The 14,813-nt window shown below is 61.9% G+C and carries 15 protein-coding genes; 4 read left to right on the forward strand and 11 right to left on the reverse strand.

Going from position 1 to position 14,813, the window contains the following annotated elements; genetic code table 11:
- Positions 1-7 precede the first annotated feature (7 nt).
- The 3 genes from AB7M16_RS27075 to AB7M16_RS27085 form a co-directional block, all read right to left on the reverse strand.
- Positions 8-1,003, reverse strand: coding sequence for a glycosyltransferase family 2 protein (locus tag AB7M16_RS27075; RefSeq protein WP_212254263.1), 996 nt, complete (start codon positions 1,001-1,003; stop codon positions 8-10).
- Positions 1,004-1,166: 163 nt separating this feature from the next.
- The gene (locus AB7M16_RS27080) at positions 1,167-2,729 is read right to left on the reverse strand and encodes a hypothetical protein (RefSeq protein ID WP_453945576.1); all 1,563 of its coding nucleotides are present in this window, start codon (positions 2,727-2,729) and stop codon (positions 1,167-1,169) included.
- 44 nt (positions 2,730-2,773) lie between these two features.
- Positions 2,774-4,264, reverse strand: coding sequence for a hypothetical protein (locus AB7M16_RS27085; protein ID WP_453945577.1), 1,491 nt, complete (start codon positions 4,262-4,264; stop codon positions 2,774-2,776).
- Positions 4,265-4,617: 353 nt separating this feature from the next.
- On the opposite strand from AB7M16_RS27085, the gene AB7M16_RS27090 reads away from it, so the two are divergent.
- Positions 4,618-4,782: a Flp family type IVb pilin gene (locus tag AB7M16_RS27090; protein WP_172784770.1), complete on the forward strand. Its 165-nt coding sequence runs from the start codon at positions 4,618-4,620 to the stop codon at positions 4,780-4,782.
- Positions 4,783-4,945: 163 nt separating this feature from the next.
- Entirely contained in the window at positions 4,946-6,175 is a 1,230-nt protein-coding gene (locus tag AB7M16_RS27095) for a glycosyltransferase family 87 protein (protein WP_453945578.1), read from the forward strand.
- A gap of 127 nt (positions 6,176-6,302) precedes the next feature.
- On the opposite strand, the gene AB7M16_RS27100 is transcribed toward AB7M16_RS27095, so the two are convergent.
- From AB7M16_RS27100 to AB7M16_RS27110, 3 genes are all read right to left on the reverse strand, one after another.
- Positions 6,303-7,769 carry a CHASE3 domain-containing protein gene (locus AB7M16_RS27100; protein WP_453945579.1) on the reverse strand — a complete coding sequence of 489 codons (1,467 nt, stop codon included), beginning with the start codon at positions 7,767-7,769 and terminating at the stop codon, positions 6,303-6,305.
- 229 nt (positions 7,770-7,998) lie between these two features.
- The gene (locus AB7M16_RS27105) at positions 7,999-8,628 is read right to left on the reverse strand and encodes a TerC family protein (RefSeq protein WP_453945580.1); all 630 of its coding nucleotides are present in this window, start codon (positions 8,626-8,628) and stop codon (positions 7,999-8,001) included.
- A 111-nt stretch (positions 8,629-8,739) separates the two neighbouring features.
- The gene (locus AB7M16_RS27110; RefSeq protein WP_453945581.1) at positions 8,740-9,132 is read right to left on the reverse strand and encodes a hypothetical protein; all 393 of its coding nucleotides are present in this window, start codon (positions 9,130-9,132) and stop codon (positions 8,740-8,742) included.
- A 344-nt stretch (positions 9,133-9,476) separates the two neighbouring features.
- Here AB7M16_RS27110 and AB7M16_RS27115 point away from each other — a divergent pair, with 344 nt between their 5' ends.
- Complete coding sequence (locus AB7M16_RS27115; protein ID WP_453947330.1) at positions 9,477-9,812, forward strand: hypothetical protein; 336 nt, start codon at positions 9,477-9,479, stop codon at positions 9,810-9,812.
- Here the strand turns inward: AB7M16_RS27115 and AB7M16_RS27120 are convergent.
- The 5 genes from AB7M16_RS27120 to AB7M16_RS27140 all read right to left on the reverse strand — a co-directional run bounded on the left by AB7M16_RS27120 (position 9,728) and on the right by AB7M16_RS27140 (position 13,551).
- Positions 9,728-9,904 carry a VOC family protein gene (locus tag AB7M16_RS27120; RefSeq protein ID WP_337993334.1) on the reverse strand — a complete coding sequence of 59 codons (177 nt, stop codon included), beginning with the start codon at positions 9,902-9,904 and terminating at the stop codon, positions 9,728-9,730. The genes AB7M16_RS27115 and AB7M16_RS27120 overlap by 85 nt on opposite strands.
- 276 nt (positions 9,905-10,180) lie before the next feature.
- Complete coding sequence (locus AB7M16_RS27125) at positions 10,181-10,987, reverse strand: transglutaminase-like domain-containing protein (protein ID WP_439365748.1); 807 nt, start codon at positions 10,985-10,987, stop codon at positions 10,181-10,183.
- Between the two features lie 76 nt (positions 10,988-11,063).
- Positions 11,064-11,585, reverse strand: a complete 522-nt coding sequence (locus AB7M16_RS27130) for a phasin family protein (RefSeq protein ID WP_172784764.1) — start codon at positions 11,583-11,585, stop codon at positions 11,064-11,066.
- Between the two features lie 358 nt (positions 11,586-11,943).
- The gene (locus tag AB7M16_RS27135) at positions 11,944-13,128 is read right to left on the reverse strand and encodes an extracellular catalytic domain type 1 short-chain-length polyhydroxyalkanoate depolymerase (RefSeq protein ID WP_172784763.1); all 1,185 of its coding nucleotides are present in this window, start codon (positions 13,126-13,128) and stop codon (positions 11,944-11,946) included.
- Between the two features lie 3 nt (positions 13,129-13,131).
- Positions 13,132-13,551: a CopG family transcriptional regulator gene (locus AB7M16_RS27140; protein WP_172784762.1), complete on the reverse strand. Its 420-nt coding sequence runs from the start codon at positions 13,549-13,551 to the stop codon at positions 13,132-13,134.
- A gap of 525 nt (positions 13,552-14,076) precedes the next feature.
- Here AB7M16_RS27140 and AB7M16_RS27145 point away from each other — a divergent pair.
- Positions 14,077-14,757 carry a TetR/AcrR family transcriptional regulator gene (locus AB7M16_RS27145; protein ID WP_063694085.1) on the forward strand — a complete coding sequence of 227 codons (681 nt, stop codon included), beginning with the start codon at positions 14,077-14,079 and terminating at the stop codon, positions 14,755-14,757.
- The last annotated feature ends 56 nt before the right edge of the window (positions 14,758-14,813 follow it).

A 14,813-nucleotide genomic window follows, 5' to 3' on the forward strand; every position in this document is an offset into this window, starting at 1 on the left:
CGCTGGGTCACTCGTTGACGGCGTGGATCGCGGGTGTCGCCGCGGTCTCGCCGCGATCGAATCCGATGCGTGCCTGCACCACGTAGAGCGGGCGGCGTTTCACTTCGGCATGGATGCGGCCGACATAGAGTCCGACGATGCCCGTCATCAGCATGTTGATGCCGCACAGCAGCGACACGACGACGATCGTCGAGGACCAGCCGGTCACGAGATGGCTGTCCTTGCTGAGCCACAACAGGACCACCCAGCCGCCGTAGAGCAGCGCAAGTCCGGAGACCGTCAATCCGCACCAGATCGCCAGCCGCAACGGCAGATCGGAAAAGCCGAGCGCGGCGTTCACCGCCAGCCGAACCATCTTGAACAGCGGGTATTTGGTTTCGCCCGCGGCGCGCTCGAGGCGATGGAACGCGACCTCGGCCTGGCGGAAGCCGAGCCAGGCGATCATGCCGCGCACGAAGCGATCCTGCTCCGGCATCTGCATGAGCGCGTCCAGCACCTTGCGATCGATCAGGCGGAAGTCGCCGACATCGGCGGGGATGCCGACGGAGGACATCCTGCCGAGCAGCCGGTAGAACAGATGCGCGGTCGCTCGCTTGAAACGGCTTTCGCCCTCGCGCGACAGGCGGCGGGCGTGGACGATGTCGTTGCCTTCCTTCCACTTCGCGATCAATTGCTCGATCACTTCGGGCGGATCCTGCAAATCGGCGTCCATGACGATGATAGCGTCGCCCTGCGTGGCGTCCATGCCGGCGGTGATGGCGATCTGGTGGCCGAAATTGCGCGACAGGCCGATATAGCGAAAGCGCTCGTCACGCGCGGCGAGCGCCCGCAGCACGATCGAGCTGGAATCGCTGCTGCCGTCGTCGACGAAGATCGCTTCGGCCGGCCCGTCCAGCTTGGACATGACCTGGTCGAGCCGGCGCAGCAGCACCGGCAACACCGCTTCCTCGTTGAACACGGGGATGACGAGGCTGTAGCGGATCGATCTGGAATTGGCCGCCATGCGAGGGAGTCCGGCTGGGGTTGCAGGGGCGGAAGTCTATGAGCAGGTGGTTAAGGTCGCCTTGCCGCAACCGTTAAGGGTCTATCGCCCGGAGCATTGGTGAGGGCGGCGGACCGGAATGGTGAAGTGCGGTTAACCACGCTTTTGCCGGCGCGGCTTCGCGCTAGGGCGTGCGGCGAATCCTGTAGAGGACGAATCGCTTCGATGTCTCCAGCACCTCCAGCCGATCCGGCAGCGGATTTGCGGCCGGCGATCCAAGCACATAGAGGTAGTCGAAATCCCGGTGCCAGGTGCGGACGAATTGCGGAGCGTCCGCCGGCGGCCGGCCCGCCGCGATCGCGGCAAGCAGGCCCGACGGCACCGGCCCGCCATAGGGAATGGCAATATTGCGCACTGCCTCGCGCGGCCGCACCGGCTGCTTGCCCGTTTCGGTGAACAGGTTGGGCACGAACGCGTCGGCATAGTGCACCGCCAGCGTCGGCGCATAATACATCGGATAGGAGGTGAGGTCGGCGAAGGGTGGATCTCCCTTGTCGTCCGTGCTGCCGACGAGAACGCGCGAGCCGCGATCGATCTTCTGGAACGAGGCGATCATCGCCGCATAGTCGGCGCGGTAAGGCAGCCAGACCGCGAGGACGACGGCGACATTGAGCAATATGATGCCGCTGATCGCAGCGAGAGCAGCCATTCTCCACGCCCGGCTCGGCAATGAAAGCGAGCAGAAGGCCGGCAGGATCAACGCCGCTGCGGGAATGATGCGAAGGTCGACGAACGAGGTTCCGAATAGTTTTGAGGGAATGACGAGGTAAAGCAGCACGAAGCCGATCGCGAGCCACATCCCCGCCGGCTCGAGTCGGAGAACGCCGCGCCTTGCGGCGAACAGCAAACCGGTCATCAGCGCCAGGCCGGTTATCGCCGCGATCGTCAGATTGTAGCCGTTCATGATACGCAGCGGCCAGACCGGCTTGAATGCGGCGAACCAGCTGTTGCCTTCGCTTCCGATCGAGCCTGCCGTCACATGCATGATCGCAAGCAGCGCAAGCGCCGGCAGGGCGAGCGCGCCAAGCCGCGCGGCCGCGATCGGATACGCGACTTGCCCTCGGCGGATGCGCGACAGTTCGAAGAGGCCAAGCGTCGCGCCGTAGATGCCGAGCGAAAAGAAATGCGCGACATAGAGCACGGCGACGAAGATCAGATTGGCGGCGAAGCGCAGCGGCCAGGGGCCCTCGGCCAGCATCAGATAGACGGCGATGCCCCAGAGCGCGAGGCCGAGCCCGAACTCGAAATTCACGAAGCCCCAGCTGAACGGCAGGCAGTAGAGGAAAGCCAGCGCGGCGAAGCCGGCGAGATGGATGCGCCCCTTCCGGACCCATTCGATCAGCAGCGCGCCGGTGACGATCAGGAATTGGCTCAGCAGCAGAAACAGCCGCGTGGCGTTCTCGACGCTCATCAGCCGCGCCAGCTGCGGGGCCAGCAGGTCCATTCCGAGGTTGGGATAGAAGGCCCACCTCACCTCGTAATACGGATTGGCCCCCGGGGTGCTGTTCTGGCTCAGAATGTACATGCGGGCGAGGTGATTGGGATAATCGACCATCGCCGGAATGGGCGTCAGCAGCACCGGAACAAACGAGACCGCCGCCAGCATCGTAAGCACGATGATCGCCACGGCTCGGTCCGGGTTGGGACGAGCCGGATCTGTCAGAGTCGGCTTGCTGAAAGGAACCATGTGATGGAGCCGCTGAGGCCGACGACGCGCGCTGGAGCCGGTCCTCACTTCGCAGGCGCCGCAATCGTGCTGTCTGCGGTGTCGCGCACGTGGATCACGGCGATGTCGTCCGCATAGATCCGCTTCCAGCCCTTGAGCTGGTCGAGGATCTGCGGGCCCGGCGCATCGGCGCCCAGCAGCGTCGCATCGATCTTGTATTCTTCCAGTAGACGCGGCAGCAGCTCGGGCTTCTTGCCTTCGGTTGCCTTGAAGAAGTCCAAGATGAACTTCTCGCCGTAGAGCTCGGCGCGTCCGTCGACGAAAACAGGGATGTCGCGCGAGATCAGATAGCCGCCGAACTGGTAGGCGTTGAAGACGCGCTGCACCTTGCGTTGCTCGAGCAGATCGACCGCCGCAACCGGCGTCTGCGTCATGGTGAAGGTGAAACGGTGGTGCCCCATGTAGAGCGAGGTCGAGGTCCAGCTTGCCGCCATGATCATCAGCACGCCGAGTGCTGTGAGGGTGCGGCCCGGCCAACTTTCGGAACCGGCGGCCTCAGGCGCCGGCTGCGGGAACATCTCGCCGAGCGGCTTTGCCAGCACCAGCGGCACCAGGAATGCAAATGCCTCGATGCTCCTGACATGGCTCAGCGCGCTCCAGGTCAGGAACAGGATCAGGAAGATCCGGGGCGCCGACAGCACCAGGCCGCGATAATAGCCGAATGCGATCAGGGCGAGCAGGGCGCCTTCGAACGGGGTGAAGGTGGCGAAGTTCGCCGGCATCCATTCGAGGATCAGCGTCAGCAGCTCGCCGAGGCTGAGGATGTTGGTCGCGCCCTGCAGCGTTCGCCAGCCATAGGGCGTGCAGCAGCTCGCGATCAGCGCCCCGATTCCGAACAGCACCCAGCGCATGAACAGGGCAAGCCGCCGCCCCTTCTCGGCATGCTCGACCGCTTCGAGCGAGATCGGTCCGATCAGCGCGAGCCCCAGCACGAAGCCGCCATGCAGGTTCGCCCAGAGCGCCATCAGCGGCAGCCAGGTCCAGGACGGCGCGCTCCTGCGGCTTGCAGCCGCCATCAGCAAGCCGACCCACGCCACCATCACCGGCAGCGCCAGAATATGCGGGCGCGCCAGCACGTGATGGATCGACAGCAGCAGCGCCAGCATCGCGAACAGCACCGCGCGCGGGGCTTCGAGATGCGCCTCGAGCAGATGGACGAAGATTGCGACGGTGAGCGCGACGGCGGCCGCGGTGAGGATGACGGGACCCGCCCAGCCCCATTGCGCATGGGAGAAGGCGAACGCGACCTGCGACAGCCAGGACGTCGAGATCCACGGCGCGCCCGTCCGCGTGAAGGAATAGAAGTCGATCATGGGCATGGCGCGGTGATCGAGGATCCATTGCCCGATCTTGATCTGCCAGAACGAGTCGGAATCCTGAAGCAGCGTGTCGCCGAGGAACAGGAAGAACAGATAGGCGCCGGCGCCGGCGCACAATGGCACCAGGGCGCGTGCGCGGCCCTGCACCGCGATGCTGTTGGCGAAGGAAAGGGACATGCCGCCTCGTCGTCCTGGTTGTTCTTGCCGGTCCGGCCATGATCCGGACCCGGCGGGCTGCGTGCGCACCATCTCGCCGCGCTTCAGTCCGAGCGGGCGGCATTGGACCACGCCGGTCATAACTTCGGGTAAACCGGCCGCGCCAGACCGGCGACATATATTTACAATTTAACGGATTGTTTCGAACTTGGATTTACCATGGGCCAATACACGCAATCCGCTCAGTGTTTACGCAGTCGAATTAACTGCGGCGCAATTCTTTGCCTCTACGTTTCGTTCCCATGGTCGGGCGGCGCTGGGAAGCCGAAGAGACCAGATCAGTTGTAGCCTCGTGTACTCATTTGGAGCACTCTATGAAGAACCTCGTTGCGCGTTTCATGAAGGATGAATCGGGCGCCACCGCCATTGAATACGGCCTGATCGCTGCCGGCATCGCGCTGGCGATCATCACCGTCGTCAACAACCTCGGCACCACGCTGAACGCCAAGTTCACCTCGATCTCGACCAGCCTCAAGTAAGGCCGGACGACAAGCGAAATGGCGAAGAGCCCCGTCATCGACGGGGCTCTTTTGCTTTGCCGGTATCGGCGCGAGGCGCGACGATCGGGCTTAAGCCTCCTTCAAGCCACTCGGGTGTATGGCTTGAACGCATCTGCGTCAGCGTATCGCGTAAGGAAGCCGCATGGCCGAAGCTTCGTCCGTCCCGCCAGCCGTCGGCCGTCACGGTGCGGTCCCTGCGATCCTCGTCAACATCTCCTTCGTGCTGGCGATCGTCACGCTGGCGTATTTTCCGACGGCCTATCTCACCCATCTCTGGATCTTTGACGCCGACGGGCGCGGCATCCCCACTGATTTCGTCAATGTCTGGGCGGCCGGAAGACTGGCGCTCGAGGGGCATCCCGCGCAGGCCTGGGATTGGGACATTCAGAAGCAGGTCGAGCTTGCGCTGCTCAAGCAGGATTTCGTCGGCCATTTCGCTTGGCACTATCCGCCGCCCTTCCTGTTCGTCGCGTCGTTCCTTGCGCAATTTCCCTATGCAATCGCCTTCATCGGCTGGACCGCGTTCAGCATGGTGCCGTATCTCGCCGTGATGCGCGCGATCATCGGGCGCAATGCGGGCCTCGTGATTGCCATTGGATTTCCGGCCGCCTTCCTCAACATCCTGGTCGGGCAGAACGGCTTCCTCACGGCATCGCTGATCGGCGGCACGCTCTATTTGTTGCCGACACGGCCGGTGCTGGCTGGAATCTGTCTCGGCCTGCTCAGCTACAAGCCGCAATACGGACTCCTGTTTCCGCTTGCACTGCTCGCCGCCGCCGAATGGACCGTGCTGTTCACCGCCGCAATCGTCACCGCTGCCATCGCTGCAGCGTCCTGGTTCGCCTTCGGCACCGAAAGCTGGCAGGCGTTCTTCCACTGGATCCCGATGTTCTCCCAGGCCTTCCTGACCGAAGGCAGGGCGCCCTGGTTCAAGATGCAGAGCATCTTCGCGCTGGTGCGCTATGTCGGCGGCACCGAGCAGGTCGGATGGATCTTCCAGTGGGTATTGACCGCAGCCGTTGCCGTCGTGCTGGCCGTGGTGTGGCGGAGCCGGTTGCCCCACGCCCTCAAGGCGGCGATGCTCGCGACGGCGACGCTGCTGACGACGCCCTATCTCTTCATGTACGATCTGGTCGTGCTGGGCATCGCGGTGGCGTTCCTCATCCGCGCCGGGCTCGATGAAGGTTTCGCACGCCACGAGGTGTTGGCGCTGGCGCTCGTCTTTGCGCTGCTTGCGAGCTTCCTGTTTCTCGGGCAACCGGTCGGCTTCCCGGCAATCCTGATCGTGTTCGGGCTGATCCTCGGACGCTGTGCAGCCTGGCGGACCGCCGAGGCCGCATCGGCGCAGCCCGCGATCGCGCGAACGAGCTGAGAAGCTCGATTACGCTTTGATCGGGCTCCGGGTGAGACGCGAGGGGCGCGTGAGCCCTCGGGCCCATCTCGCGCAACCCGAGGGTCGGCCGCAAAACTCAGCAGCCGCGCAGGGCAAGTGGCGTCATCTAGTCCTGGAGGGGAGCGAGGGTAAACTGGAAGACGGCGCCCCGCGGTTCATTCACGGTGACCCACAACCGTCCGCCATGAGCCGCAATGATCGACCGACAGATGGCAAGCCCCATGCCTAGGCCGTCGGACTTGGTCGTGTAAAACGCGTCGAAAACACGTTCCGCACTCGTCGGCTCGATCCCCGGGCCCGAATCCCGTACAGCGACGAGCACGCTGCCTGCAACGTCTCTTTCGGTACTGATCTGCAACTCCCGCTTGCCGTCCTCGAGGCTGTTCATGGCTTCCACAGCATTGAGGATCAGATTAAGGAGCACTTGCTGCAGCTGAATGCGCTCACCTTCGATTTGCGGCAGATCCTCAGCGAGTTGCATCTGTACCGAGATTCCATGCCTCACCGCCTCGCTCCGGACCATGGCGATGACGTCCAGAACGGCTGCGTTGACGTCGAGCCGACTTTTGGGCACCGGCGCTTTCCTGACCATATCGCGGATCCGGTGGACGATGTCGCCAGCTCGTTGGCAATCTGTGACAATGTGGTGGAGGGACTCGCGGCCCTTGCCCAGGTTTGGCGGGTCCGCGGCGAGCCAGTTCAAGGCGGCGTCGGCGTTACTAAGCACGGCCGAGATCGGCTGATTGATCTCATGGGCAATCGAGGCCGTCAGCTGGCCCATTGTGGCTACGCGACTGACATGAGCGAGCTCGACTTGTGTCCTTTGGCGTTCGACAATGCCTTTCTTGAAAACATTGACCGCGGCCGCCATTGCGCCGATTTCGTCACGCCGGTCAATTCCGGGCACGTCGATGCTCGTGTCTCCCTTGGCAAGTGCCGCCATAGCCCCGGTCATGCGTGTGATCGGCCGCGCGATCGCGCGTGTGAGTAGTATGCCCATCAACACTGCGATCATGAGTGAGGCTGCGGCGCCCATCACGGTTGCCGTGTATGCAGTAGCATATGCCGAGTTCTGTACGGCGTCACGCCTTGCCAACAGATCGCGCTCAACCTTCTCGATTTCGCGCGCCTTGGCGCGGATTGCGTCCATGGCAGCTTTGCCGGTCGCCCCCTCCAACGTGCGCGCCTGCTCCCGCGTCGTGGGATCCGCCATCAGCGTGATCTCCCGCTCGGCGGTCTCGACGCGCCACGTCATCGCCAGCTTGTTCAATTCATCGAGACGACTTTGCTGGTCTGGGTTATCCGAAGTCTGTTCTCTCAATTTTCGGATTGCCGCGCTGAAGTCGGCGCTGCCTCTGCGGTACGGGTCCAGGAATTTCTCGTCGCCGCTGATCAAATAGCCGCGTAGGCTAGTTTGTTGATCCAGCGTTGCGGCTACTGCCGCCTCTAGCGTGTCCAACACGTCAGTGGTGTGGACCCGCCGGTTTTTGGCCTCTTCGATCACGCTAAGTCTGTCGTAGACGATTGCGCCGCTCACGAATATGACCGCTACCACGGCTGCAAATGCCGCCATCAATTTGTGCAAAATCAGTAGACTCGAAAACTGGGGCACCTGACCCTCAAGGCCGAAGTCCGCGACCGACCAGACAGCTAGCTCGAGATTGCTCCCAAGCGATGGCATTCGCAAGAATTGGTATGGGACCGTGACGGGGCAAAGCGGCGCAGCCTCCGGAGTGGAGCGCAGTCAGTGTCTCGTCGGGCAAGGGGGAAATTTTGCCGTGCCGTCGGACACAACAGGGTCGTCATATCGACGCGACCTTCATGACATCCAATGTTCCGCGAAAGATCATCTCAAGTGCCACGTAGAGAATGACGGCCAGACCGACGTAAGCAATCCAGCGATGAGTCTCCAGAAGGCGGGCAATGAAGGAAGCGGCCATTCCCATCATCGCGATGGAAAGCCCCAAGCCGAAGATCAGGACCAATGGATGCTCCCGCGCAGCCCCCGCGACGGCCAGAACATTGTCGAGAGACATCGAAGCGTCGGCAACGATAATTTGCCAACTCGCTTGGATGAGTGTTTTACGAGGTTTGCTTTCCGGGATTGCTTCAATTGCCCCTTTCCTATCGGTGGGGCCCGTGCGGGACGTGCGCAACTCTCGCCACATTTTCCAGCATACCCACAATAGCAGGATCCCGCCGGCGAGCGGGAGGCCGACGATCTGCAGGATCTGCGTCGCTATCCCGGCTAACAGAAGGCGCAGTATCGTCGCGGCGACTATACCGATCAAAATCGCCTTGCTTCGTTGGGCCTGAGGAAGTCCCGCCGCGGCAAGGCCGATGACGATGGCATTATCGCCGGCGAGCACAAGGTCGATTAGAACGACCTGCAAGAGTACGCTAAGAACATCCGTATTGAGAGAATCTAACACGGATCATGGTCCCCAATGCCAGGGAAATAGCAACTCCGAGCGATGGTCGCGTACGTTCTTATGGATTGACCGATGCGCGTTACCATCCAAAACAGAGCGGCCAATTCAGCTCTAGTCCGACGTCGCCGGCAATCCGGGCGCCAGGTGACGATCTCCCAAAACGGCGTCCGAATGGTGTCCGACCGGCGCCCCGAAAAGCATTGCGACTTGATCTGGTTCGCCAAAAATCGCTGCGGCGCAACACATCATGGTGAATGCACCTGCGATATCCCAGAGCGTTACATGTTCTGGCGTTACATGTTCGGGCTTTGCCCAGGCCAAGAGCGCGGTGATCATCGCGTCTGAGAAAAATAGAAGACTGAGCGCTGGTAAGACGAGTTGGGAATCCAGCAGGAGGATCATAAAGAGGGCGGGAGTCGCGACCAGGATGCTCAACAACGCGAATAAGCAGAATGTGTCCCGCCAAGGCGCATTCCTGTTCCAACTTGCATGAGAAGCGATCATTTGATCCTCCTGCATACGAGCGCTTTATGTAGGAGCCATCTACTCGTTGAACTATCCGGTCTACTTGGGCGTTTTCCGCCTCTCAAATGAATGTCTTGTTGTCCTATGCCGCCGACCCTCAATCAACGTAAGAACGCCAGCGGTCGTTACGGCAACAATGACAACGGCTGCCAGCCCCTCGACGGAGGCCAAGGTCTCATACCATCTGTTCCAAAGCTCAATCATGTGCTGGCCTCTCTCGAGAGCGCACCCACGATCGACAGATTTCACCGCTTAAAAGACGACCCTTGCAGTCAGAAGCACAATGCTACTGATGGTCGCGCGCGTTTTGGCCGCGCGGCAACATGACCACGATCCGTTCGGCCCGCACGCGCATCGATCTTTCTACTGGAACGTCAGGATCGAACTGGCTGTCCGATACCAGGAAGATTGCCTTCGCTGTCGCGGAACCACGCGCCTCGCTGAGCGACACCCTTGCTGGCGTAGTTGCCGGCGATCTCGGCGATCCCGTTAGCAGTCTTCAGACCAGGAAGGTCATATTCCTCGAACTTGACTCCCCGCGCGCGAAGTTCGCGCACTGTTGCGTCGATATCCTCTACTTCCCAGCCCATCTGCGTATGCTGCCGGATTGCACCCCGGCCGAGATGAATATCGCAAACTCGCCAGATGCGCAGACGTAGCGCAATCCACCCTCGCGCTGTTCGACCGGGTCGAGACCGAGTTTTTCGGAGTAGAAAGCCCGAGCGCGCTCCAGGTCCTTGGCTGGAAGCAATCTTCACCGCAGTGCTCCTGGTCATCGTCTTGGCTGGCATCCTTGGGCTGAAATGGAGCAGGACGTTGCAAAGTCTGAGCTTTGAGACGGGGCTGTAGCTCTTGCCAACCATCATCTTCTTCGAATTCTATTTCCTCACGAACGACCTGTTGGCCCTTCTTTGCGAGAAGTACGAGCTGAACTTCGGGCGGTGATGCGAACTGTGTAACAGTCTTCCAAGCAATCAGCCGAGATCAATCTCAGCCGCCTCGTACCCAATCGCCCAAGGCGAGCGCTTTATACAAGTTCATCAGCCCACACCTTGAAGCTGACGAGCGTGTTGGGTCCGAAAGTTTGGGCGATCGGAACATCCGCCGCATCGCGGCCTTGCGCGATCAGGACGCGGCCGATTCGCGGAGTGTTGTTGCGTGCATCGAATGTGTACCAGCGACCGCCAAGATAGGCTTCGAACCAACCTGCAAAGTCCCCGGGAGCGTGGGGCGGCGGGATGCCGATGTCGCCGAGATAGCCGGTGCAATAGCGTGCTGGAATGTTCATGCAACGGCAGAATGCAATGGCAAGATGCGCATAGTCGCGGCAGACGCCCTTGCCCTCGTTGAATGCTTCCCAAGCCGTCATGGTGGCCCGCGCGTGCTCGTAGCCGAACGCGATGTGATTGTGCACGAAATCGCAGATCGCCTGGACCCGTGGCCAACCCGGCGCCACATTCTCGAACAGCTTCCATGCGATGTCGGAAAGCCGATCGGTTTCGCAGTAGCGGCTGCCAAGCAGATAAACGATGGTATCAGGTGGAAGATCCTCGACCGCGTATTGCGTGGCGGAAGGCGCGATCACATCAGGCAAACCGCTATCGCGCACTGTACCGTTGGCGGAAAGGCGCATGCGGCCGGCGGGCGCAACGAACCGACTGCACCAGTTTCCGAAGCCGTCGCGGTAGGGCGAGATCGGGACGGAAGGCTCGGTGATGAGGTAATCCGGCACAATGATGTCGGATGCCCGGGTAAAATGCATACCGACGATAGCAATCAATGGTGTGACTTGCTGGAAGTCGTAGATCATTTCGAAGCCAACCCGTATTTTCATCCTTAGGGCCTGTCTCGACTGCATCAACTCGAATGGCTGCGGGGATGATCGTGTTGGCAACGGCGGCCGGCGTCCGTTACTTCAAACTAGAGGCTTCCTTGGTGACTTGCGAACGGGGCGGCTCGATGCGCCAGAATGGATATGCCGCCAATTCTTTCGAATGCTGCCCGAACATATCGACCTGTCTGCTTGTAAACTCCGCAAGGACGCCGAAAAATTCAGTCGGTGACCCGATCGTCGCAAATCTCAGGCCAAATTCAAAAGCAAATTGCACGTTGGCTCGGGCGACCTCAAAAAGCTTCGTTTGATATGCCTGCATGTTTGCCGTGGCTAAAACAAAGCTCTTCGTTTGATCGCTTTCCGTCATTCTCTGACTGACGTCATCTGGCAAGGCATCCACCCGAGGCTCAATGGTAGGAACCTCGTGGTTAGGATCATCCTGAAGCTTAAGAGGCGGTTCAATCGAAACTGCCGCAACCGAGCGAAGAAAATTCTCTTTCGGGCTTCTAACAACGGCCTGTTTGTTCCGTTCGGTCCGCACGGCCATTTTCGGATTGCGGGCGCGCTTTGAGGCTGATGCCGGTTTGCGTTTGCTCATCTGACGCTCCAATAAAATGGGGTGCGACCACAACGGTCATTTCTGAACGGACAACAGGCTTTGTGAGCTGGCGTTCCAACCCGCGCATTGTTGGAGTCCCGAGATCAATCGCACGCTCTGCGATGTCGCAACTCCAACCAACAAGCGTATAGCTGGCGATCTTCCAGACCTATACTCAACGGGTGTCGGTCTGAGAACAATCAGCTCTCCGCTCGTTGTGCTCTCCAGAGACCGCTTTAAGTTGCGGCGACTACGCTCGCATTCGTGCCTTGATCGCGAGACTGGCGGATAGAGGCCGGCAAGCTGATCCGGAAGCTCGGCGACGTGCTCGAGGACCCGAGCGCCCTGTGAAGCTGGGTTACCCACCGAGCGAATGCTCGAGGAAGAAGCGCAGCATTTCCCTTGTGGCATCCGGCCCTTGCGGATCAGTGTAAGACCCGGCGGGGCTGCCGCCTGACCACGCGTGTCCGGCGCCATCGATGTCCCAGTGTTCCGAGATCGCCCGACCGGCCCCGTCGATCAGGACGGTGCGAGTATAGGCATGGCCGTGGGGTACGCGTCCGCGAAGTACCTTCGTCGTCGGCCTCGTCGCCCTGGCGGACTGCTCGATAATCTGATCGCCATTCTTTGGATGCACCGTAGTGTCGCGATTGCCATGGAAAACGATGGTCGGCACAGAAGTTTTGCCATCCGCATTTGCCTTGGAGCCGCCTCCCTGCCGCATGGCGACGAACGCGGAGGGAAGATCGCTCGCGGCCCCGCACGCGAGGCCTGAATGAATACCGACGGCCGCGTACAGGTCGTTATACGTTGCGCCCATGATCGCGGCGGCGGCCCCGCCGGCCGACAGACCCGCGACGTATACGCGCTTCGGATCGATCGGATGCTCGCGCATGATCTGGCGGGTAATACCGGCGATCATCGACGGCTCGCCCCCGCCGCGACGCTGGTCGCCGGTGCGAAACCAGTTCCAGCACTTCGACTGGTTGGCTCCGCTCGGCTGCTCAGGATAGACCACATAGCAATTCTGCTCTTCCGCCAGGAAGTTCATCCGGGTGCCGGCCGCGAAATCGTCCGGCGACTGGGTGCAGCCATGAAGCATGACTATCAGGGGACGTTGTCCCTGAAAGCGGCTTGGAATGAACAGCTTGTAGGTCCGGCTTCCTGCGGCGTTACTGAAGGTACCGGCGATAAATTGTGTGCCCTCGGGCACGATGTCCGATGGGGACAGGGGAGCGCGCGTGATCGGACTTCGCAGGCCGACCCCGGGAAAATCCCGCATGCCGTCGAGCGGTAAAGCGCGTCTGCGTCCCTGAGCAGAGCGGGCCGGCGAGATCGGCGGAGCTTCCCGCTCCTCGACGACGTCGGCAGTGGCGTCGATAGTAAGCGGATCGAGCGGAAGCCGAGCCTGAGCGGCGCTACGAGACTCCGGTCTTGGAGCGTAACCGCCCTGGAGCATGCGCTGCAGGAGCGCGGTGGCCTCGACCAGTTGGCCGGCACGCGTAAGGCGGGTTGCTTCGCGGACTATGTCTTGATTCAGCATCGTTCACCTCATTCTGTCGGCGAGAGCGGCCTTGACCGCGGGAGTGGCGTGGAGGGCCCCCAGCACCGAGACCGACGCGATCGTGGCGCGAGCCAACTCGGGAGTGACGTCTTGGGCGATAGTGGCCAAGCCCAAAACATTGATCTGCAGCATCTCGCCGGCGCGGCGCGCCGCTTCGAGATCCTCGCGCGCGTAGTTGCGCAGCCCGAGGTCCAGGTTCTTCCGGACCGTGGATTGTCTGACGACCTCCGCGTGGCGCTCGAGCTGGTTCCGGATTGCTGTCCGAATGAAATCGGTCCGGTTCGAATAGAACCCTTCCTGCACCATGAGATCGACATGACCGAGGTCGACATAGCCAAGGTTGATCGTGATCTTCTCGGTGTCGGGGACCTTGGGGCGCAGCTCGCGCACATTATCGGCCATGGCTAGCATCCATTCTTACCATCCGTATGGATGGCATATGGATGCTATCTAGATGCTCGTAGGCTTCTTTCAAGGGATAGAGCGGATAGATCCGCGCCCAAGAGCACGAGACTGGATGCTGCAGCGGGCCGGCGTCTCGATGACCTCGGCGGAGCTCCGGATGGCGCGCATGCCGCACGACCTCTGCCGCGACGACCGAGCTCATTGTGAACGGCGGTCCAGGTCCTCCAACCCTACTCGTTCGGCCTCGCGAAGGTTCGCTGGAGATCGATCGTACCGGACAGACGTGACGCTGATTCCGCTCTGCTCCTGGCAAACTGCCACTCTCGGAAGGCGGCCTCTACAGGGATGGCGCCGACGCAGGCCTGGCGCCCCCGTCCGCTCACCATGGCGCTCCACGCATTTCCCATCTTGTCATTCATCCTGAATAGTTGTTCAGTCCTTGCGGGGCGATTTGCATCTTTTGCGTGAGAAGCGTTCGGGCGCAGGGCGTGCGGCCGGCGTGTGTGGGACAGGAAGCGCGCCATGGTTTATCGGCGGACGCATCAAGTGGTGAAGCGCCTTGCGGCGCGGCGCAGCGCGATTTTGGCGGCGGCGCGGGAGGCGGCGGCGGAGGGCGGGATGGCGGCGGTGCAGATCGCGCCGGTCGCGGTTCGGGCCAATGTCGCAGCCGGCACCGTCTATCGCTATTTCCCCTCCAAGGCCGAGCTGATCTCCGAGCTCATTGCCGAGGTCTCCCGCGACGAGCTCGCGGCGATCCGCCGGGCGGCCGATGCCGCGCCGGGGCCGTCCTCGGCGCTGGCGGCTGCGGTCACCACGGTGGCGGTCCATACGCTGTCGCAGCGCAGGCTGGCCTGGGGCATCCTGGCCGAGCCGGTCGATGTCGATGTCAGCGCCTCCCGCCTTGCCAGCCGGCGCGAAATCGCCGGCGAGATCGCCTCCCGGATCGACGCTGCGGTGCGCGCCGGCCATCTGCCGGCGCAGGACACTGCGCTCGCCGCCACCGCGCTGCTTGGGGCCCTGCATGAGGCTCTCGTTGGGCCGCTTGCGCCCGACAATCTCGAAGATCCCGTCAAGATGCGCGATGCGGTGCAGACGGTGACGCTGCTGGCGCTGCGCGCCGTCGGCGTCATGGACGCCCGCGCCCGCGGCCTCGTGGTCCAGCAGACGCTGCTGCCGACGACCAAGGCGCTGGTCGGCGCGTAAAAATCGCGCCGCGCGTGCGGTGGCGAGGTGATCGCGCTCAGGCCTTTGCCTGAGCA

Source organism: Bradyrhizobium sp. USDA 372, assembly GCF_053629095.1.

Bases quoted from the DNA above. Each gene is read 5' to 3' on its own strand.
- AB7M16_RS27075 (WP_212254263.1), bottom strand. From the start codon at position 1,003: ATGGCGGCCAATTCCAGATCGATCCGCTACAGCCTCGTCATCCCCGTG.
- AB7M16_RS27080 (WP_453945576.1), bottom strand. From the start codon at position 2,729: ATGGTTCCTTTCAGCAAGCCGACTCTGACAGATCCGGCTCGTCCCAAC.
- AB7M16_RS27085 (WP_453945577.1), bottom strand. From the start codon at position 4,264: ATGTCCCTTTCCTTCGCCAACAGCATCGCGGTGCAGGGCCGCGCACGC.
- AB7M16_RS27090 (WP_172784770.1), top strand. From the start codon at position 4,618: ATGAAGAACCTCGTTGCGCGTTTCATGAAGGATGAATCGGGCGCCACC.
- AB7M16_RS27095 (WP_453945578.1), top strand. From the start codon at position 4,946: ATGGCCGAAGCTTCGTCCGTCCCGCCAGCCGTCGGCCGTCACGGTGCG.
- AB7M16_RS27100 (WP_453945579.1), bottom strand. From the start codon at position 7,769: ATGGCGGCATTTGCAGCCGTGGTAGCGGTCATATTCGTGAGCGGCGCA.
- AB7M16_RS27110 (WP_453945581.1), bottom strand. From the start codon at position 9,132: ATGATCGCTTCTCATGCAAGTTGGAACAGGAATGCGCCTTGGCGGGAC.
- AB7M16_RS27115 (WP_453947330.1), top strand. From the start codon at position 9,477: ATGACCACGATCCGTTCGGCCCGCACGCGCATCGATCTTTCTACTGGA.
- AB7M16_RS27125 (WP_439365748.1), bottom strand. From the start codon at position 10,987: ATGAAAATACGGGTTGGCTTCGAAATGATCTACGACTTCCAGCAAGTC.
- AB7M16_RS27130 (WP_172784764.1), bottom strand. From the start codon at position 11,585: ATGAGCAAACGCAAACCGGCATCAGCCTCAAAGCGCGCCCGCAATCCG.
- AB7M16_RS27135 (WP_172784763.1), bottom strand. From the start codon at position 13,128: ATGCTGAATCAAGACATAGTCCGCGAAGCAACCCGCCTTACGCGTGCC.
- AB7M16_RS27140 (WP_172784762.1), bottom strand. From the start codon at position 13,551: ATGGCCGATAATGTGCGCGAGCTGCGCCCCAAGGTCCCCGACACCGAG.
- AB7M16_RS27145 (WP_063694085.1), top strand. From the start codon at position 14,077: ATGGTTTATCGGCGGACGCATCAAGTGGTGAAGCGCCTTGCGGCGCGG.